Origin of the sequence: Bacillus cereus group sp. BfR-BA-01382, from assembly GCF_022663475.1 — a bacterium.
GTDB lineage: Bacteria > Bacillota > Bacilli > Bacillales > Bacillaceae_G > Bacillus_A > Bacillus_A thuringiensis_S.
The window spans coordinates 1-17,617 of the sequence record NZ_JAKUFQ010000104.1 but is presented as its reverse complement, the minus strand read 5'-3'; the positions used below and the strand labels follow the sequence as shown (position 1 = coordinate 17,617).

Genomic DNA, 17,617 nt, shown 5'->3' with positions numbered 1-17,617 from the left:
AAATTTTATTAAAAATGGAGGAATGAATTATGAATACAGTAACTAAAAAAGTGATTGTATCACCTGAAGCAAATTTAAAAGGATTAAGTATTAAACCGCCAAAATATTTAATAGAAGGTAGAGATGGAGATAGTTATTCAATATATAGGGAAATTGAGAAAGATGAAGAATGGGATTTTGAAGGTGAGTTTGTAATAACTTATCAAGATAAGTGCTATATAAAATTAACGAATGTACCTAATGAAGAACATGCAATGGCAGTTATTAAGTCGTATTTTGGAGCAACAAAAGAACTTGGTAATTTAAGTTAATTGAATTCGAATTGCGTAGAAAAGTAGGTGAAAGAGTATGCCAATCAAAAAAGGGACACATGAGGACTTACCATTGTCATTATGTTGTCAGTCAAAATGCAAACGAGGATATAAATTAGCACAAGATTATAAGTCTATTTACTGTTGCAATTGTGGTAAGAAACAAAACTAAGCTAAAAATTTAATATAGTATTTTGTAAAAAGCAGGTGACGTAATGGCGTACCAAGTTCCTAAATGTGACTGCGGTAATAAATTAATATACATGTTTGATAAGTTGTATCATTAAGAGTTTAAAATTGCAAAGAATGGAGGTGAGTTGCCTTGTTAAGTGGTATTGGATGGGTTGTGCTTGGTCAGTGGACGTGGCAATTAGTTAAGTGGATGACACCTGGATTCTTATTAGGTATAGGCACAGGTTGGCTTATATGGGGATAAGATAGATAAAAAATTTTGATTGTAATACAACTTGAATATATAAGGAATGAATAATCAATATGGATAATTGGAAATGGAAATATTATAGTACGACTCAGGGGAGTTGGCATAGCACATTCACAGCTTTTTATAAGGTTAAGGTAGATAAGATGACAGGTAAAGAAATTGGGGAGCCTGTATCCATCTCTTATGAAGAATATTTAGCTAAGTAAAATGGATGCATAATGGAGGATTTTATATGAGTACAGGTCTATACATAATAATTGGCATTCAAGTTCTTTTGTTACTAACTCAAGTATTTTTTATAGAGAAGGAAAAGATGAGGGAAAGAAATGAAAAAATAACAGAAAATGTAGTATTTCAAATAGTAACAGGTATTGGGACCTTTATTCTTCTATATTTTATTGTTCGTAATTATATGACACCAGATATGTTTAGGATTTGAGGAGAAATAAAATATACAGAGGAGAAAATGGTATGAAAACACCACAAGAATTAAGAGCATTAGCAGATAATCAAAAGAAAATCGAAGGAGATGTTTTTGCATCTTCTATGATTGAGGAAATCGAAGTAGAGATGATAGAAAAAGCAAATGCAGGGAATTATGAATTAAAGATTCATGCCAATTCTGGTTTGAATAGGGATAATTGGTTAACGGAACCCCATTTATATAATGCACTTATTTTAAAATTAAGAAGTTTAGGTTTTGAAGTTTCTCATAGTGATGAAATGCGAGATGGGACATATATGATTATCAAATGGTAATGAAATTAAAGAGGAGAAATGAGTCATGTTTTGTGAAATCTTAGAGTTAGATTTGACACAACCTTTTGGTGATTTAAAAGGTTCTAAGTTTATTAAAGAAGTAAGGGCACAATCAGGAGAATTATTTAAACAAATTTTACTCATTAATGGGAAAATCTATCATCCTTGTGTTGCTTATTCTTGCATTCTGGGAGTTAGAGAAATGAAATTGAACAAAAATCCAGAAAATCATGTAATCAGCGAAGAAGGTTTGGAATGCCCTTATTGTGAATATGTTCATGATGAAAGATATTTATTGAAGAAGAATAAAGGTCATATGGAATGCCAATACTGTCATTCTGAAATTAAGTTTGTGATAGATAGAGAGGTAACCTCATCCAGGAAATGTTTGAGAGAGGTTTATCATACGGAGCCTGTAAAATTAAAGGAGTCTATTGAGCTGTAAGTGATTGAATAAATATCACATAGATAGGAGTATGTAAGATGGTCACAAAATCAAGAAGAATAAATCTTTATATTTTATTAAATAGATTATCTAATAATACGTTGCAAGTTCAATATTGTGGTGCAGATATAGATGATGATGTATAACTATATATTTTTAAATGATTTTTATATACATAATGTTTGAAAGATAGGGAGATATTGAAATGGATTTGTATTTATATGAAGAAAATGTAACAGAGCGTTTAATTACGGAATGGAAGAAGTATGGTTCCCTTGTAGTAGCGTATGACTTTGATAATACAGTATACGATTACCACAAAGAAGGACACTCATATGAGTATGTTATTCAATTATTAAGAGAAGCTAAAAAACTTAATGCATATCTTATGGTTTATACAGCGAGATGTAATAGTGAGCTATCCTTTGTTAAGCAATATTTAGAAGAGAATGATATTCCATTTGATTCCATCAATGAGACTCCTGGGTTTATACCAATTACAGATGGGAAGAAACTATATTACAACATTTTGTTAGACGACAGAGCAGGTCTTCCTTCTGCATATCGTTGTTTGTTGAATGCTGTTAAATATATGGATGAGATACAGAAAAAAACGAAACAAGGTAGTCAAAAGGGAGAGAGTTAATATGGAGTATGACTTAAAAATTAGACAATCGTATCATGGTACAGGTGGTATAGAGGGATATAGATATGAACTGTATAACATCAATGGAGAAAAAATAGGTCGATTACATTCTGTACCTATAGAATGCAATTGTGATAACACCCTTAGTATAAATGGTGTTGGTTATATAATTTCATCAATATATGATTCTCAAGACCAAAATGAGGAGAAAGAAGAAGTAATTTATTATGAATTAAAAAGATACGAATGTAATCCTGATTTTGATTTGGGAGAAACAATTAAATAATGATTGGATATTGTTAAGATGAAGTTTTTTTGAAATTCGTAAGTTATGAAGGTAACTTAAAGAAAGTGAGAGAGGTTTATGCCATTAGCTAATTTCCAAAGAAACGTCTTAGTAGGCGTAAGGGATAATAATTTTGACATCTGTAGTGAAAGAGGATGGAGTATTGAAGAGCAAGACACTCATATTAACGTGTATGACGAAAATAATAAATTGATAGATAAGTTTTTCGGTCATATGATGTTAAGCAAATTTTTGAAGAAGTAAGCTTACCAAAAATGTGAATATTATTTTTATAGAAAAGAGGAACGAGAATGAAAGGTCACATTAATGTAGAACAATTAGTATTACTAAGTGCAGAACAAGTTTTGACTTTGAGTAATTCGAAATTTATAGACACTGTTTGGATGGATTGGGATAATGTAAGTAAAGTACAAAGTGCGTTGGACATATTTAAAAACAAAGGGTGGAAACATAATACGCTAATTAAAACAGCAAAACATTGTAATACATCGAATATGATAGCAATCCTAAACGATTATGGAAAAGTAGTAATTGAAAATTCTCATTCCGAATATGGAACGAAATGGTTTGTCAGTATAAATCATGATGTGGAGATGGATAGATTCCACTTTGAAGGGGAAGAGCTGTGTGACGCATTATGGATGGCCGTTCAAAGGGCTATCTTTTAATATCTATTAAATCTTAATAGAAATGAGGATAGTAAGTTGAATGGCTAATGTAGTTTGGCAATTACCAGTAAAGCAGAGCAATACAACAAGCCATGATTGGGTGCATCCGAAAGCAAAATATCATGCTTTTATAAACGATGACTCGCTATGTGGAAAGTATAGTCAATCCACAAGCTTCTTTGAAACCACGATTGAATCATTTGAGTTAAGGATAAATGAAGAACTGGCATGTAAAAAATGTCTTAAGAAATTGGATTTAAACATATGAAAAATAATTTATACCGATAACCTATTATTTTTATTAAAAGAATAGTAAATGCATATAATAACTGAACAAATATAAAACAGGTAGTCTCAAGCACTTTAATAAAAAGTTATTATACAGAAAAGAGGAAATGAAAATGATAGTAGGACATTTAATTGGTGGAAATGAAATTGAAGGAATTCGTGAAGGAACTGTAATTATTAACGATGAACAACTCAAAGTTAGTTATGAAGATTTAGTTGCTGTTTGTGGAAATATTTCATTAGGCGATTTAGATACGAGCATCACTACTTTTAGAAGTGAAGAAGCTGTTGAACGTGACTACATTAAGTTAATTCAAGCATATGATGATGAAATTGATGAAGATTTTGTTATTGATAATCATTTAGCTAAACAAGTTTGCTATAGTTCATATGAGATTAATTTTGAAAAGAAAACATTAATACTAAAGATTGAAACTTATGAATAAAACGCAGATTTTAGCATGTGAAGAATTAAATTAAAACAAGAAGGAACCTATAAAGGTTTCTTTTTTTATTTATATTAAATTGACTATAGTTGATATAAATATTATAATTTACCGTAAAGATTAATAACTCATATTGTTAATGTATCTGAACTAACAATTAAAATTTCGGAGGTTATAGTTATGGAGACAAAACAGATAAATGATTTTATTAATAGTGTAATGGGTTCGAATGAGTTTCAAAGATTACAACAAGAAGTGACAAATCAAATAATTAATAAAATGAAGTGTTTTCCATTTGAGTCTGAAGACGATGTTAGATTAGTATCAGCAAGGCTGAGAGATAGTTTTTATTTAAGCGTGAATTATCAAGTTTCCAAAAGGATGATTTCTTTAATGGGGGAGAAAAAATACATTAAAAAGACGAATGAATTAAATGTTTGAATATGTAATTTATCTTTCAAGTGAAGAAAAACCAAAGGATGCAGGTAATTCATATGGTTATTGGAAAGGGAAAAACCATATTTATGGCGGTATCCTCATACCTTTAACAAGAGATATTGTTGACGAGTATACAAGAAAATATAAATCAAGAAAGAGAGCTGAAAACATGGCTGAAAAATTAGCTGATAGATGTGGATATGTAATGTCATGGGTAGTTGAAGAAATTAAATCTAAATGAAAAGGATGAGGCGAATATGATTGGAACAACGCGAAAATCGTGGATGCTTATAGGATTTGTTTTCTTGATGTTATTAGCGATTGTAGGAGAAATGCTGAACTATACCCATATTACAACTGTAAAAGGTGAAGTGATAGAAAAGTATTCCAAACGTCAGGAAGAAGTAGATAAGTTTTATATAGTTGTGAAACAGAAAAATAATTCTGAAACGGTTATTGTAAATGAAGATAGTTTGTTAATGTTCAAGTTTGATTCAGCAGATGTACAAGCTAAGATTCATCAAGGTGAGGAATATGAATTTAAATTGCGTGGTTATAGAGTTCCTATATTATCTTTATTTCCTAATGTAGATACAGTAGTTGAAAAACAATAAAAATATAAAAAGGATGATTATGAATGGAGAAGTTTGAATATAAAAAAGTTGAGTTCCAAAAGTTAACACGACCGCATCATTCTGAACTTGATGTGAACAAGCTGAATGAGTTAGGAGCAGAAGGTTGGGAGTTAGTCATGATTGATAGTGGAGAGTATGTGTTCAAAAGAAAAATCGTTTAAGGAGGATATATCTATGAATGAATACCAAGAGCAAGGATATAAGAATGATGCAGAAAAAATTGAACATGAAATGCGTGAAATGGGATATTTGTCCTCTGATATTGTGGTAGTAGCATATTTCCTGCTAAAGAATAATATCGACAAGGCAGAAGGACAGATGAAGGTAGAAAATAAACTGCAAGAGATGATGCAAAGAGCAGAAGAACTGTTGAAGGAATAGTAGAAATAATCAAAAGTGAGGGCGTGTAAAAAATGGATATTAAAGATTTGATTCAGAAAATCAAAGAGAGAAGACTATTGTTACAAGCTTTGAATCCTGAAATTGGTACAAAGGTAATGGGATGGAGCATTGAAACTTCAATGGATGGATTGAATGACTATTATGAAGATGGAAGCTTAAATGGTGGTTTTTGGGTGGAAGACATTCAAAGAGGTTTTTCGATAGATGATTCTAATACTTTTAAGCCATCAGAAAATATGAAACATACATGGATGGTTATCGAAAGAATGATGGAACATTATAACTGTTCATTCTCTTTAAACAGTACAGAGTTAAACAATTTTAAATGCGAATTTCGTTTTGGTAACGAAATTGTAGAATATATTGACCCATGTCAGTGCGTTGCTATTTGTGTAGCTTCTTTAAAGGTTTTGAATGTCCTTGATGGGCAACAAAACAATGATAAAAGGGACGAGTAATATGGATAGAAAAAGAGAATTCAAGTTTCAGGGCAAGGAAGTATCCTTTACAGATACGCTTATCATGGGGGAATTAGAGGAGAAGATTCAAAAGGGTATTGATGAAATAAAAGAAGTAAAGGGTAAAGAAATAACCATTACGATGACATTGGATGAACTCTATTATATGAGAAGATTATTGATTACCCAGGCATTTTCTACAAGATTAGCAAGAGAAAACTTAGTGGATGCAATGGAATATACTAAATCTTTGAAAGAAAAACCCGTAGAGTGACGGAAGAAAAGGAGTGTGTTTGTAATGTTCGAAGATATGTATGTGGTGTTCTATTCAGAGGGAGAGCGTATAGAACTCTCATTCATTTTAGAAGTTGAAGGTAAACGATTTTATGAGTTCTATAAAAAACAATATAAAAATCCTAATTCTGATTTGTCGTATTACTTCCCTGAGTATCAAGAAACATATGAAGATTATTTAAAGAATTTCTTATTGCCATACCTTCAAGGATATAAGGAGCTTTACATTGGTTACGATTCTTGGAAAGAGGAAGGGATTTGGAATGCTAAAAATCATGATAATCAATTAAGAGGTATTTTGTTGCCACGTCTAAACTATGGCTTTTACAAGGGAATTTTAGCCTATAGAAAGTGGCAAAACATAAGGTAGGCATAAGTGTGAAAAGAAGGTAAAACTCTATAAGGAGCAGTGCAATGGATAAATATAATGTGTATGGAAAAGGGAAACCTGCAAAAACAAAGTACGAATACAAAATTGGAGAAATCATCATGTTATATACTTCAAATGGTCATTATCCTGTAAAATGCATAAACAAAAAAGTGGTTGAGGGTAAATTAATTCAATCCTTCAATAAGGGAAGAACTGTCTCGGATTATTAGTATATTCATATATGAAAAGAAAGGATATTTAAAAATGAAATATCATATAACACCTAAACAAGCGAAAGAAATTACTGAAGAGCAATTTTATTCTCTATTTAATGAAATTGTGCCAAGAAAAGATTGGGCGAATTATCACCATAAAAAAGTAACAATTGGGAAAATGATAGATTATTTGGATGAAGTAAATATTAGTACAAGTCTATTAACAAAGAAATTTATAATAAATGTAGATGACATAGAATATGAGGCAATGGAATTGACAGATGCTTTGTGGTTAGCTGTTAAAGATTGTATGTAGTTATATATAATATTCCATACATATTCTTGAGGAGGAACCTATCAAAGGTTCTTTTTTCTTTTAATTGACTATAGTTAATTAAAATATTATAATTTTATCATAATCAAATACGAAATCGTAAGTAAGGTGTGAAGTTTATGAAGAAAGAAATGGAGAACGTTAATCTTAGGGAAAGCATATTTAAAACTTATGTCTTGCCATTGTTATTCCTTTCCTTGGTGGCATTACCGATTATCCCTCTTGAAATCTATCTTTTTGATTCATCAAACATTGAATTTGCAATTGTATCAGGATTATTTATGATGTTATTTGCTTCATTCTCATCTGAGTTACATGGAAAGATAATGATGACATCTGCTTTATATATTTGTTACTTTTCTCATTCATGGACTGTGTATGGTCTTGTTGCTGTCGGTCTATTTTTCCTATTATTATCTGCGATTATTATTGAGAAAGTATCCGTATGGAAAAAGAAACAACAAAAGAGAGCAATGGAAGAAATGTATCCTCTATATTCAAACCTTTTAGGTAAAAAGGAAAAGGACTTATTATCTTCTATATATGGTAAAAGTGGATATTATTATCAGGTTATTCAAGCAGGATATGTAACAGACATAGAGTTATTAGCTATTAATGCGAGATTAAAGCGTGAAATAAATAAGCAAGAAAATGATTGATACAGGGAAAGAGGGCGTTTTGATGATAGACCATGTAAATGGTGAATTGAAATTACATAGCGGTTGGATACCGAAAGAAAAGGTTCATTCGTTTAAAGAAAAGTGTGGATTGGTAGCAAGTGCATTGTTTAAAGATAAAAAAGGATTTGAGTATCAAATAAAATATTACGATTTAGATGGAGACGATTTTGGTACAGAAGAAAATCCATGTGTTATGGAAAAATGGATGGCCGAGATTACTTTTTATTCAGAAGAAGATTATCCTGTTGATGTTGAACAACTAAATAGTAATAAGAATGTGGGTGAAAGTGATGAAGAGTTGGATTGATACGTATCCGCATAAAATACATGCCAGTGTGCTGTTGTTAGACAATGAAATCTACAATTGGAAAGTAGGAGAAAATTATTGGACAAGCCCTTTTTCAATGAAGTGGTCATATCCTTTTCCTGCAAACATGGGTAAGTATATTGTGAATAATAACACATGGATAGTTGATACTCCAGAACAGCATAGTAAGGTGTTTCAAGAGCTCGCTCCTGAATGGATGAAACAGTGGGTTGTTGCAAAAGATTATGTTGGGGATAAGCCATATAAATAGATATAGATTAAATTGAGAGGATGATAGATTGTGAATATCCTTGGTACATTAAGAACCATTCAATTCAATAATGATTTATTGAATAAAGAGTTAACTCGTATGAAAGATGAAAATTATTATTTAAAAGTCGAAAATTTAGAGTTAAAAAGGCAACTTGCTAAAGAACGATTAGCAAAAAGGGAGGCATGTAACAAATGATTTCTATTTGGGTTTGTCCTATTGCAATGGAGAAATATACATATGGTGCAGAAGTAACAGGAACTTCTGTTATGACCAGGGAGAATAAAATAAATATGCTCGTGCCTGTGAGAGAAATTGTTGATACTGAATTAGAAGATGATTATTACTTGATTACTGTATCAGGTCAATAGAATGAAGAGGTGTTGATAACATGGGGAAATGTAGTAGTTGCCAACAAGAAAAAGAAATCGTTAGTTGTGATGCGTATGGTCAATATTGTAACAAATGTGATGAGTTGAATTGGATTCAAGATAATTTTAAATAAGATTAGAAGGAGAATTAGTAATGAAAAATGGTGACTTGTACAAGCATTATAAACAGAAAGAATATTGTTTTCGTTGTATTGCATTACCAGTAAGTGAATTTACAGGTGATTTTGTTGATTTAAGGGAGAATTTGGTTGCTCAAGATGCTCATACACCTGATGGAGAAGCGATTCGAGAAGTTCGTTTGTATTGTTACAAGGGAGTAGTTTTTATTGATAGAGAAAAGCCTCATGTCATTTATCAAGCAGAAGTTGATTATGGGACAGACAAAATTTGGGCACGGGAAGTAGATGAGTTTTTCGGTATGCAAAAATTACCCTCAGGAGAATTGGTAAAACGATTTGTAAAGTTAGATAACAAATAGACAGATGGATATCTAATGTTCTGAGTTATGAAGATAACTTCGGATATACAGGAAGTGTTGTGCTAAATATGGAAATCGAAATAACTATAAAATGTACAAAATGCTCAAATAAAAGGACGATTCCTTTAAAAAGAATTGTAAATCATAATGATGGTAAAGTTTACGATGATTATTTATCTCTTGAAGATTCAATTAACAACGACGGAAATTTCAAAACAGATATGACGCATCCAGAAGGGTTTGATGTCATTTGTGGTCAGTGTGGACATAGACATGAAGTGCTTATCTGAAGAAAAGAATTGTACATGTATTCTTAGGAGGATTTTTCAATTTGGATGCTAATAGTAAAGACTTAATGGCATGGAAGAATGATTTTATGAAAAAGTTTCGTAATCCGATACTATTTGTAAAAAGTGAAAATCTGTATTCAATTATTGCAAGGACAGAATCTGAAGAGAAACGTGGAAATCCTTTTTGTAGACTTAGCAAACAAAAGGATAGTAATGGAGAGTTTATTATTACAAGATGTAGAAAGAAAGTATATTGGGATAAATGGCGGTATATTGAAGGATATAAATCTTCAGAGACGGAATAGCTGTATGTTATTGAAAGGGTGTTGAAGATGAAAAAGGAAAAGATTGAAGAGGTATCTTTTAATAAAGAGGATGAACAGTTACAGATTGTTAAAACGAATATAGATTATGCTAAAGAATGGTCCATTAGGCACTTAAAGGAAATATTGGGTTATACACCGGTGGTTCATGTGAATAGAAATATAAATTTTCTAAACTTTGATATTGAGGAAGGTCTAATGACTAAGGATGAATTTGATGTTTATTGCAAATATTTCCGTCACGATAGAATTCAAGAGCATCAAATGGATTTCGAGAAATTACTTACATATGTTTTTGGTAAAGCTTTATATGTAGTTAAAATGATAGATTTTGAAACGTTATATATTATTAGGGATACAGAAAGAAAAGAGGATTATTTCCAGTAATACTCAGTCGTTATTATATATCTTTTGCTACTGCATATAATGAAAGTAATTGCGGTGTAATTTCTGCGGAGTACACTTAAGGGAGTTCCATGAGTGGGACTCTCTTTTTATTTTACTCCTAATACTTTACAAAAATAGATTCTATAATATATAGAGCAAAAAGAAAAATAGGGATTTAATCAAATTTAATTAGGAGGAAAGTAATGATGAATGAGTTAAACGTGTATGACAATGACGTTGTAGAAAGGTTAAATAAATGGATGGAAGAGCGAGATAGTGTGATTCGATTCAGTGTAAATCCAAGGTCGAATATTATGGGTACTATCAATATTAAATTAAGAGAAGATGAATTTCTGCAAAAAGGCGAGGATTATAATCGTTTGGTATTATCAGATTCATTTTATACTGCATTAGAATCCTTTCTAAGCGTAGAATTTAGCTTAAATGATATTCGGTATAATAATTCACGTTCATGTTTTTGGGATTATGGCATGAGAGCTTATAAAGGATAGATAGAAAAGTAAGAGCGTAATGTTATTAATATAAAATAAGAACACCCTAATATTAGGGTCATGAAAGCTGAGATAATTTATCTCAGCTTTTCTTTTTTATTGAATTTCCTCTTTTTGAATGCCATATGATAATACGAATATATAAAACAGGTATTTTACATTTGAAATGATTAAAGAGGAGTGTTTTCGTGATGACAGGTTATTATTTATATGAAGGTATGCAAATGGAGCTTAACGGTGAAAAGGTAGCGATTTGTGGTGATGCAGAAGCAGTAAATCCACGAGAAAAAAGAGGGACTTTAGGGAGAATAGTATGCTTTGATAAAAAGCATAGATTAGGTGATGAGCATGCTTTTGAAACCGAATTGGATTTCAAAAATGAAATAAACGATAAAAATGCAGTTATCTTACCCATCTATCTGCATGAAGGTCGTACACTTGAAATAAGTGTTGTGCAATATAGTGAATTAGCAAGACACATAGGATATATTTATGTTAATAGAGAAATGATTCGTACCAGATATCAAGTGAATCGAGTATCAAAAGTGCTAAAACAGAAAATTGTTCAGGAATTAATGAAAGAAGTAAAACAATATGATTACTATCTAAAAGGTCAAGTATATGGATATCAAGTATTTAATCCATCAGGAGAAATAATTGAAAGTCGATTTGGATTTTATGGTCCGAATCCAATTGCGAATGGATTAACAGATTTCTTACCTGGATTTTTTATGGAATAAAAGTACAAGGAATCGAGATTATATTATAATAACTATAAGAGATAATAAAGGAGAAACAAGATGAATACTATTGAAATTGAATAATTGAAAAATAATTTAGCAGTAAAAGTTGGGGTTTTAGAAAATAAAATTAAAAATGGAGAAATTAATGATGATACATCAGTTGAGTTAATCAATCTCTTCAAAGAATATGAAAAGCATGGTACAACTCTTGAAGAATTGAAACTACTTTTTGAAGATGTTGAATTGGCATTAAGCTAAAAATTTTTAAGCACAGAGAATCATTCTTTGTGTTTTTTTACATCCACAAAAAGAACATACGTTTGATTTTGGCGTGGATTTGTTTATAATATACATATAAGACTGTGGAGGGGATAAATGTATGGTGCAAATTTCTACTACTGATGAAGTGCAAGGTTTGTATGTATTAGTGGATGAAATAATAAAGGTGTATACTCCCTTTATTAAAGGTCAAAAATTTAATGAAAAAAGAAAAGGGTTATCCATAAAATTAATAAATGAATTAAAGTTTATAGGATTTGAACATAGAAGAAACATTGGAAAGTTAGCGGTATATGGATTGAAGTATATGGTCTCTGACACAAAGGAACTGCAAGAGATTATGATTTGGATAGGAGAAATGAATGGTGGTATGGGGGAATTAATTGTAAATCATTATAACCAAGGGCATATAGACACTACCTCGAACGTTATTTGAATTGAATTAAAATGCTCGCATGATAAAATATAGAGTGTAGAGATTAATCACTTCGATAAATTCTTTCATCATTATAAAAACCTACCAAAAGAGAAGAGCCCACCGACCTATTGGGGCTCTTTTTATTTTATGCATATATCCGCGGGATGACCAGACCATCTCTGCTTGTTATGAAGCTTCCATTCTGGGTCAATTTTTACTGTTTCTGCATCCAAGACTTTATAGATTTCATCAGAAGCCCTTGGAGTCGAATAAAGTTCATTTATAGTATCTATTACCCCACAACCATATTTTTGAAGAAGAAGTCCTGAGAGATGTGGAGTTTCAGCACCCCTTAAAACGCATTTTGCTCTTTCTTTAGCGTGTTGTCGGATTTGTTGAATCATTTTTTCTATGATGATTGCATTTTTCACTATAATATTTCCACCTTTCTAACATATAAACTTAACAATAAAAAATAAAATAATTAGTTATACAAATATGGTTAATATTGTACAAGTAAAGTTCAGGGTGTAAATGTATAAAAATAGAGTTCAAATTGAAGATATAATCAATTGAACTCTATTTAGATTATTATGCTGTTTTCTTTTTTTCGTTTGAATCTGATTTACCTTTTCGTAAGTAGTGAATAATGAATGTTCCTACAAACGCTAAGATAATTATAGAGAAGAATACTGTATGATTAATTTCAATTCCAATTTGGTCAATGCTTAATAGCATTTTTAAACCAATGAATGCAATTAATACATATGCAGTTGTTTCTAATTCAGGAATTTTATCAATGATAGTAATAAACACTCCTGCGATACCACGCATCATCAGAATCCCTAAAACACCACCCATGAATAATACCCATACTTCGTTACTTACGGCAAATGAAGCTAAGATACTATCTACAGAGAATGAGATATCCATTAACTCTACTGTTGCTACCGTTGCCCAGAATACACCAATATAACGAGCTAAGAAACCATCTTTTACATTTACTGCTTCATCCTCAGGATTATCGGCATCTTTTTTGTCGATATATCGTTCTTTAAAGAACTTAAACGATAACCAAAGTAAGTAAAGTGCTCCAAATACTTTTACAATCGTAAATTTGACTAAGTAAGTACCTAATCCAATTGCAATAAATCGGAAGATATAAGCTCCCCACAATCCGTACATTAAGGCCTTTTTACGTTGTTCTTCAGGTAAATGTCTTACCATAACGGCTAATACTAAAGCGTTATCCGCAGAAAGTAATCCTTCCAAAAGAACTAAACTACCAATTAAGCCCCAGGCTACAGGGTCACTTAATACTTCTTTCCACATATGTAAATCAAAGAAAGACGCATAAGTTGATAAGATATTTTGTAACATCAACAGTCACTCCTATTAAGTTTTCGTGTTTCGTATGAACATATCTTACAACTTTTATTAACTATAGTCAATATATAAATTTTAATGTATACTATATTTGATGAAACGAAAGTGATGAAGGAAGTGAAAAGAAGAATGAAACAAACATCGGAATTGTTAAATCGAGTATTAAAACATCCTATGTTAGAGGATAGAAAGATTCATTCTCAAACATTACATATGGAGATGAGTGAAGGGATTACTTTCAGTAAGGCTTCCATTCATAGAGATGAATTAATTGTTTTACCATGGAAGCCGTATACGAGTGAACAGAATCATATATATGGAGCATATATAGATGAATCAGAAGAATTAGATGAAATAGAAACGTATGCCAACATCATAATTCAGTCTTTTACAGAAGAAGGAAGTCATTACGAATTTTTCATACAAGGATGGGATGATTATCTATTTTTATTAGTTATAGAGCATAAGGGATGTGAAGTGTAGTATGGAACATTTCAAAGGTATAGAAGTATTTGTATTTGCAATCGGATTATTTGTAATCCCTATTATACTCACAACTTTTCTTTATTTTATTAAAAAGGAACATTTTAGATGTAGTTGGCGTCCAGGTCCAGATTATATTTCTCTGACTTACATATGGAGCCTTATGATTGTTAGTCTGGGTGCGATTATTGTATTAGGAACGATGGGTTACTCATTGATAACGGGAAAAGAATTATTTCAAGAGAGAATGAATGCTGTAATAGAAACGAAACGAGAAGTCATTGCAAACGCATTAAACGTTCAGGAAGACAAAATGCAGATGGACAACAATGAGGAAGGTACGCTAAAAGGAATAAAAATGTATCGAGTAAAAGTAAATAACGAAACATTGTCAGTGTTTCTAAAGTATGAAGATTACTTAAAGTATAAAGTCGTCAGGATTGATAAAATTCTAACTGAAAGTAATGATTCGTAAAAGCAAAATAAAAAGATGGAGGGATTTATAACGAATGAAAACAATAAATGAGAAAAAAATAATGTTGAAACGTAAAATGCAGGAGTATTTTAGAACAAAAGATAAGGAGAGTTTGCAAGAATTCCTTCAAGAGCATGATTATAGCAAGGTAGATAGAATGGCTATTTTTGAGGAGGTATCGAGAGAATACAGAAAAGTTACTGCTTATAGAATCATTCCGTTACCTATGAAGGATGTAACCGATAAGAAAACTCGTGAACAGTTAAATGAGTATATGAATGATTAGCTAAAATCAGAAGGGTTAACAAAAGAAGAAATGGATGAAATGCTGAAACAATATCCCAACGTATTAGAAGAGGAGTGATGACATATGAGTTTGACAGACGAACGATTTCAAAAAGCGAAAGAAGTGGTAAAAGATTTTTTCAATACAAACAATCAAGATAAATTAAAAGAATTTTTTATGGAAAATACATATTCGCTTGAAGAAATGCAACAAGTGGTACAGGAGGTTCAAAAGGAGCAAGGTAGGGCTTTTTCTTATCAAATGCTTGATGAGTTAATGCAAGAGGCTACAGATGAGTCCGAGATTGCATTTTTTAAAGAGGCTAAAAGTAAGTTTCTGGTAAACCATGAGACGACAGAAGAAGAGATATTAATGTTGTCGAAGAAATCTCCCAGAGAACCTACTGATTTATCAAATGTAACAATTATCAACAAAGCAACTCCCAAAAAAGAAAATAAGTTTAAAAAAATAATGACTTCAATTGGTATTTCTGTCTTGGTTATTATAGGATTTCTATGTACTATGTTTTGGCTCTATAATTTATCAAAAAATGAAATTAAGACTGCCCAAAAAAATGCGGATATTCGGCAGGACTTGGTTTCAAAGGAGCTTGGAATCTCTGTAGATGATTTTATGATGAATAAATCCACTCAACAAACAGGATTCATCGTAAAAACAAAGGATAATATCTATTTCGCTGATTTTAAACAAGAGAATACAGAAGACGCACCAGAGCTAATGGATTTGCGTCCTATAACGATGAGAGAAGCAGGGTATTTACAGGCTAAGGCTAACTAAACAGTTTTCATGAAGTTCTCAGATAGCATGAGAGCTTTTTTGTATACAAAAAAGTGATAGAGCAAGGTCGAACACCTAAAGCATTCTTATATAAGAGCTATATATCTAAAATTAAATATAGTCTGTTAGATAAGGGTGTGATAGTATGAAGAAAATCTTTGTTTTGTTAATTCCAATCGTGCTATTGGCAGGATGTATGACTCCACAACCGCCAAAAAAAGCAGAACATAAAGACATTTTTGCAGAGTTAAATAAGAAACCAGATTTTAAAAAAGATTCAAGAATGCAGATTTTAGAACAGAATGATGTTCCATTTGAAGAGAAAAGCAATTTGTCTGAAATAACAATTTTGCAGGATAAAAAAACATACTGTAAATATGTTTATACCTATACAAAATCATCAGGTTCAGCAGGGGTGACAATGAATTCACTATATAAAGCAGATGGAACCATTGATTGCGATAAGTAGTTTTATTCATAATCTGATAGGTAGTTTCATACTAATTTAAAAGACTTTAGTAAATTATTTTTTACAAAAGTCTTTTTTTGTTATATAATATAGTTAAATAAATTGTACTTGCTTAGGAAATTAGTGGAGGTTATTTTATGACGAATACAGATTTACGGGTAATAATAAGAAATAAGAATGGTGATAAAGAAATAGATGTTAATGAAATTCTTGTCGTATATACAGTTGCAAGTATAGCAGTGCATAAGGAATTAGAGGAAGAGTTAGCATCTTTATATAAAGAAAATCAACAGGATTGCATGATTGCATACAAAAACAGTCGCTTTTATGAAAATCCTTTATTTTCAACATATACAGCAATAGAAGAGAAAAAGATGAGAGAAGCTTTAGCTCTATATGCTTGGTATGAAGAGAAGGGTGAGGGGGATGCCTTTTTACGAAAGTTCATTAAGAAAGGATATAAGAGACTTAGTGATTATGTAGAAAGAAACCCAACCTTTAATATCAATCATTTTGTAGACTTTTACAGAGGAAGAAGTGATTCCTATTTATCTGAGTCTAAATTGTTATTAGTCATTTCTTGTGTAATGTACTTATATGAGAAGAAACAAATAAATTGGCGTAGTATTGAGATTCAAGAACACTTCAGGAATGTTGTTGTAAATATCAATTCTATAGCCGTAACTGATAAAGAAATGTTAGAAGGTAGAGCAAAAAACCAGATTCCTGCATTATCCAAGTTTCAAGAAGTGACAGGCTGTAAATTTGGAAAAGTTGAAAATATAGATGATATGATAGTGAAAATGGAGGATAAATTACTTAAAGAATTAAATAAAGAAAAACCAATAAAAAGAATGGCACCAAATGAACTGTTTAATGAATTGTATAAGAGAGGTATGTATAAATACATTAAACCTTTAAGTGGTGTATTGCGTTTGCAAAATTTAAATGATATGAATTTTTATGCTACAACTGAAATTACAAGAGAAGAATACATTGATATTTATCAAATGTTTTCCGCTTCAAAAGACAGGGGACGTTTGACCGATGAAGATTTTACTTTTTATTTAAGTGCATCGTTATTAATTTGTATGATGGCGAAACAATATAAAGAGCTAAGAGATGAATATCTAAATAAAGATGATTCTGCTTTGTATCAAGCCATTGAAAAAGAAAAGCTTG

41 protein-coding genes are annotated in these 17,617 nt (G+C 31.1%); 39 read left to right on the top strand and 2 right to left on the bottom strand.

What is annotated here, in order from left to right:
- Nucleotides 1-29 precede the first annotated feature (29 nt).
- The 33 genes from MR160_RS27595 to MR160_RS27440 all read left to right on the top strand — a co-directional run bounded on the left by MR160_RS27595 (nucleotide 30) and on the right by MR160_RS27440 (nucleotide 12,556).
- Nucleotides 30-311 carry a hypothetical protein gene (locus MR160_RS27595; protein ID WP_242298649.1) on the top strand — a complete coding sequence of 94 codons (282 nt, stop codon included), beginning with the start codon at nucleotides 30-32 and terminating at the stop codon, nucleotides 309-311.
- A gap of 37 nt (nucleotides 312-348) precedes the next feature.
- Complete coding sequence (locus MR160_RS34905; RefSeq protein ID WP_255258613.1) at nucleotides 349-483, top strand: hypothetical protein; 135 nt, start codon at nucleotides 349-351, stop codon at nucleotides 481-483.
- 502 nt (nucleotides 484-985) lie between these two features.
- Complete coding sequence (locus tag MR160_RS27590) at nucleotides 986-1,192, top strand: hypothetical protein (protein ID WP_242298647.1); 207 nt, start codon at nucleotides 986-988, stop codon at nucleotides 1,190-1,192.
- A 32-nt stretch (nucleotides 1,193-1,224) separates the two neighbouring features.
- A complete protein-coding gene (locus MR160_RS27585; protein WP_242298645.1) occupies nucleotides 1,225-1,512 on the top strand; it encodes a hypothetical protein in 288 nt (95 codons plus the stop codon).
- A 25-nt stretch (nucleotides 1,513-1,537) separates the two neighbouring features.
- Nucleotides 1,538-1,957 carry a hypothetical protein gene (locus tag MR160_RS27580; RefSeq protein ID WP_242298644.1) on the top strand — a complete coding sequence of 140 codons (420 nt, stop codon included), beginning with the start codon at nucleotides 1,538-1,540 and terminating at the stop codon, nucleotides 1,955-1,957.
- 205 nt (nucleotides 1,958-2,162) lie between these two features.
- Entirely contained in the window at nucleotides 2,163-2,603 is a 441-nt protein-coding gene (locus tag MR160_RS27575) for a hypothetical protein (RefSeq protein ID WP_242298634.1), read from the top strand.
- Between the two features lies 1 nt (nucleotide 2,604).
- Nucleotides 2,605-2,889 carry a hypothetical protein gene (locus MR160_RS27570; protein ID WP_242298631.1) on the top strand — a complete coding sequence of 95 codons (285 nt, stop codon included), beginning with the start codon at nucleotides 2,605-2,607 and terminating at the stop codon, nucleotides 2,887-2,889.
- A gap of 311 nt (nucleotides 2,890-3,200) precedes the next feature.
- Complete coding sequence (locus MR160_RS27565; RefSeq protein ID WP_144536553.1) at nucleotides 3,201-3,578, top strand: hypothetical protein; 378 nt, start codon at nucleotides 3,201-3,203, stop codon at nucleotides 3,576-3,578.
- Between the two features lie 40 nt (nucleotides 3,579-3,618).
- The gene (locus MR160_RS27560) at nucleotides 3,619-3,846 is read left to right on the top strand and encodes a hypothetical protein (protein WP_242298629.1); all 228 of its coding nucleotides are present in this window, start codon (nucleotides 3,619-3,621) and stop codon (nucleotides 3,844-3,846) included.
- 133 nt (nucleotides 3,847-3,979) lie between these two features.
- The gene (locus tag MR160_RS27555) at nucleotides 3,980-4,312 is read left to right on the top strand and encodes a hypothetical protein (protein WP_242298628.1); all 333 of its coding nucleotides are present in this window, start codon (nucleotides 3,980-3,982) and stop codon (nucleotides 4,310-4,312) included.
- Nucleotides 4,313-4,492: 180 nt separating this feature from the next.
- Nucleotides 4,493-4,753, top strand: coding sequence for a hypothetical protein (locus MR160_RS27550; protein WP_242298627.1), 261 nt, complete (start codon nucleotides 4,493-4,495; stop codon nucleotides 4,751-4,753).
- Nucleotides 4,746-4,991, top strand: a complete 246-nt coding sequence (locus MR160_RS27545; RefSeq protein ID WP_098368678.1) for a hypothetical protein — start codon at nucleotides 4,746-4,748, stop codon at nucleotides 4,989-4,991. The genes MR160_RS27550 and MR160_RS27545 overlap by 8 nt, the downstream gene beginning before the upstream one ends.
- 16 nt (nucleotides 4,992-5,007) lie before the next feature.
- Nucleotides 5,008-5,364 (top strand): DUF1523 family protein, encoded by a 357-nt coding sequence (locus tag MR160_RS27540; protein WP_242298626.1) that lies wholly within the window; start codon nucleotides 5,008-5,010, stop codon nucleotides 5,362-5,364.
- Between the two features lie 23 nt (nucleotides 5,365-5,387).
- Complete coding sequence (locus tag MR160_RS27535; RefSeq protein WP_141528308.1) at nucleotides 5,388-5,546, top strand: DUF4177 domain-containing protein; 159 nt, start codon at nucleotides 5,388-5,390, stop codon at nucleotides 5,544-5,546.
- A 13-nt stretch (nucleotides 5,547-5,559) separates the two neighbouring features.
- Nucleotides 5,560-5,766 (top strand): hypothetical protein, encoded by a 207-nt coding sequence (locus tag MR160_RS27530; protein ID WP_242298625.1) that lies wholly within the window; start codon nucleotides 5,560-5,562, stop codon nucleotides 5,764-5,766.
- 32 nt (nucleotides 5,767-5,798) lie between these two features.
- Nucleotides 5,799-6,245: a BC1872 family protein gene (locus MR160_RS27525; protein WP_242298624.1), complete on the top strand. Its 447-nt coding sequence runs from the start codon at nucleotides 5,799-5,801 to the stop codon at nucleotides 6,243-6,245.
- 1 nt (nucleotide 6,246) lies between these two features.
- Complete coding sequence (locus MR160_RS27520) at nucleotides 6,247-6,519, top strand: hypothetical protein (protein ID WP_242298623.1); 273 nt, start codon at nucleotides 6,247-6,249, stop codon at nucleotides 6,517-6,519.
- Nucleotides 6,520-6,543: 24 nt separating this feature from the next.
- Nucleotides 6,544-6,909 carry a hypothetical protein gene (locus tag MR160_RS27515; protein WP_242298613.1) on the top strand — a complete coding sequence of 122 codons (366 nt, stop codon included), beginning with the start codon at nucleotides 6,544-6,546 and terminating at the stop codon, nucleotides 6,907-6,909.
- A 44-nt stretch (nucleotides 6,910-6,953) separates the two neighbouring features.
- Nucleotides 6,954-7,139: a hypothetical protein gene (locus MR160_RS27510; RefSeq protein WP_242298611.1), complete on the top strand. Its 186-nt coding sequence runs from the start codon at nucleotides 6,954-6,956 to the stop codon at nucleotides 7,137-7,139.
- Between the two features lie 34 nt (nucleotides 7,140-7,173).
- Nucleotides 7,174-7,440 (top strand): hypothetical protein, encoded by a 267-nt coding sequence (locus MR160_RS27505; RefSeq protein ID WP_086878034.1) that lies wholly within the window; start codon nucleotides 7,174-7,176, stop codon nucleotides 7,438-7,440.
- Between the two features lie 137 nt (nucleotides 7,441-7,577).
- Nucleotides 7,578-8,117, top strand: a complete 540-nt coding sequence (locus MR160_RS27500; protein ID WP_242298609.1) for a hypothetical protein — start codon at nucleotides 7,578-7,580, stop codon at nucleotides 8,115-8,117.
- Nucleotides 8,118-8,139: 22 nt separating this feature from the next.
- Nucleotides 8,140-8,445: a hypothetical protein gene (locus tag MR160_RS27495; protein ID WP_240522573.1), complete on the top strand. Its 306-nt coding sequence runs from the start codon at nucleotides 8,140-8,142 to the stop codon at nucleotides 8,443-8,445.
- The gene (locus tag MR160_RS27490; protein WP_242298604.1) at nucleotides 8,429-8,716 is read left to right on the top strand and encodes a hypothetical protein; all 288 of its coding nucleotides are present in this window, start codon (nucleotides 8,429-8,431) and stop codon (nucleotides 8,714-8,716) included. Before MR160_RS27495 ends, MR160_RS27490 begins: the two co-directional genes overlap by 17 nt.
- Nucleotides 8,717-8,746: 30 nt before the next feature.
- A complete protein-coding gene (locus tag MR160_RS27485; RefSeq protein WP_242298602.1) occupies nucleotides 8,747-8,914 on the top strand; it encodes a hypothetical protein in 168 nt (55 codons plus the stop codon).
- Complete coding sequence (locus tag MR160_RS27480) at nucleotides 8,911-9,087, top strand: hypothetical protein (RefSeq protein WP_170951660.1); 177 nt, start codon at nucleotides 8,911-8,913, stop codon at nucleotides 9,085-9,087. Before MR160_RS27485 ends, MR160_RS27480 begins: the two co-directional genes overlap by 4 nt.
- 154 nt (nucleotides 9,088-9,241) lie before the next feature.
- Nucleotides 9,242-9,586 (top strand): hypothetical protein, encoded by a 345-nt coding sequence (locus tag MR160_RS27475; RefSeq protein ID WP_242298601.1) that lies wholly within the window; start codon nucleotides 9,242-9,244, stop codon nucleotides 9,584-9,586.
- Nucleotides 9,587-9,654: 68 nt separating this feature from the next.
- A complete protein-coding gene (locus tag MR160_RS27470; RefSeq protein WP_242298599.1) occupies nucleotides 9,655-9,876 on the top strand; it encodes a hypothetical protein in 222 nt (73 codons plus the stop codon).
- A gap of 41 nt (nucleotides 9,877-9,917) precedes the next feature.
- Nucleotides 9,918-10,181 (top strand): hypothetical protein, encoded by a 264-nt coding sequence (locus MR160_RS27465; protein WP_242298597.1) that lies wholly within the window; start codon nucleotides 9,918-9,920, stop codon nucleotides 10,179-10,181.
- Between the two features lie 27 nt (nucleotides 10,182-10,208).
- Nucleotides 10,209-10,586: a hypothetical protein gene (locus MR160_RS27460; RefSeq protein ID WP_242298595.1), complete on the top strand. Its 378-nt coding sequence runs from the start codon at nucleotides 10,209-10,211 to the stop codon at nucleotides 10,584-10,586.
- A gap of 203 nt (nucleotides 10,587-10,789) precedes the next feature.
- A complete protein-coding gene (locus MR160_RS27455) occupies nucleotides 10,790-11,098 on the top strand; it encodes a hypothetical protein (protein ID WP_242298593.1) in 309 nt (102 codons plus the stop codon).
- Between the two features lie 191 nt (nucleotides 11,099-11,289).
- Nucleotides 11,290-11,838 carry a hypothetical protein gene (locus tag MR160_RS27450; RefSeq protein WP_242298653.1) on the top strand — a complete coding sequence of 183 codons (549 nt, stop codon included), beginning with the start codon at nucleotides 11,290-11,292 and terminating at the stop codon, nucleotides 11,836-11,838.
- 84 nt (nucleotides 11,839-11,922) lie between these two features.
- Entirely contained in the window at nucleotides 11,923-12,099 is a 177-nt protein-coding gene (locus MR160_RS27445; protein ID WP_242298591.1) for a hypothetical protein, read from the top strand.
- A 121-nt stretch (nucleotides 12,100-12,220) separates the two neighbouring features.
- Nucleotides 12,221-12,556 (top strand): hypothetical protein, encoded by a 336-nt coding sequence (locus tag MR160_RS27440; RefSeq protein ID WP_242298590.1) that lies wholly within the window; start codon nucleotides 12,221-12,223, stop codon nucleotides 12,554-12,556.
- Between the two features lie 122 nt (nucleotides 12,557-12,678).
- On the opposite strand, the gene MR160_RS27435 is transcribed toward MR160_RS27440, so the two are convergent.
- Together MR160_RS27435 and MR160_RS27430 are read right to left on the bottom strand one after the other, a co-directional pair.
- Nucleotides 12,679-12,969: a hypothetical protein gene (locus tag MR160_RS27435; protein ID WP_242298585.1), complete on the bottom strand. Its 291-nt coding sequence runs from the start codon at nucleotides 12,967-12,969 to the stop codon at nucleotides 12,679-12,681.
- 160 nt (nucleotides 12,970-13,129) lie between these two features.
- Nucleotides 13,130-13,924: a TerC family protein gene (locus MR160_RS27430; RefSeq protein WP_242298651.1), complete on the bottom strand. Its 795-nt coding sequence runs from the start codon at nucleotides 13,922-13,924 to the stop codon at nucleotides 13,130-13,132.
- Between the two features lie 129 nt (nucleotides 13,925-14,053).
- Here MR160_RS27430 and MR160_RS27425 point away from each other — a divergent pair, with 129 nt between their 5' ends.
- The 6 genes from MR160_RS27425 to MR160_RS27400 form a co-directional block, all read left to right on the top strand.
- On the top strand, nucleotides 14,054-14,407 hold the full coding sequence (locus tag MR160_RS27425) for a hypothetical protein (RefSeq protein ID WP_242298583.1): 354 nt from the start codon (nucleotides 14,054-14,056) through the stop codon (nucleotides 14,405-14,407).
- Between the two features lies 1 nt (nucleotide 14,408).
- Complete coding sequence (locus MR160_RS27420) at nucleotides 14,409-14,882, top strand: hypothetical protein (RefSeq protein ID WP_242298581.1); 474 nt, start codon at nucleotides 14,409-14,411, stop codon at nucleotides 14,880-14,882.
- Nucleotides 14,883-14,943: 61 nt separating this feature from the next.
- A complete protein-coding gene (locus tag MR160_RS27415; RefSeq protein WP_242298579.1) occupies nucleotides 14,944-15,168 on the top strand; it encodes a hypothetical protein in 225 nt (74 codons plus the stop codon).
- A gap of 84 nt (nucleotides 15,169-15,252) precedes the next feature.
- A complete protein-coding gene (locus tag MR160_RS27410) occupies nucleotides 15,253-15,966 on the top strand; it encodes a hypothetical protein (protein WP_242298577.1) in 714 nt (237 codons plus the stop codon).
- Between the two features lie 145 nt (nucleotides 15,967-16,111).
- Nucleotides 16,112-16,435, top strand: coding sequence for a hypothetical protein (locus MR160_RS27405; RefSeq protein ID WP_242298576.1), 324 nt, complete (start codon nucleotides 16,112-16,114; stop codon nucleotides 16,433-16,435).
- A 137-nt stretch (nucleotides 16,436-16,572) separates the two neighbouring features.
- Nucleotides 16,573-17,617: hypothetical protein (locus MR160_RS27400; RefSeq protein ID WP_242298574.1), on the top strand; the 1,045-nt coding region annotated here is incomplete at its 3' end.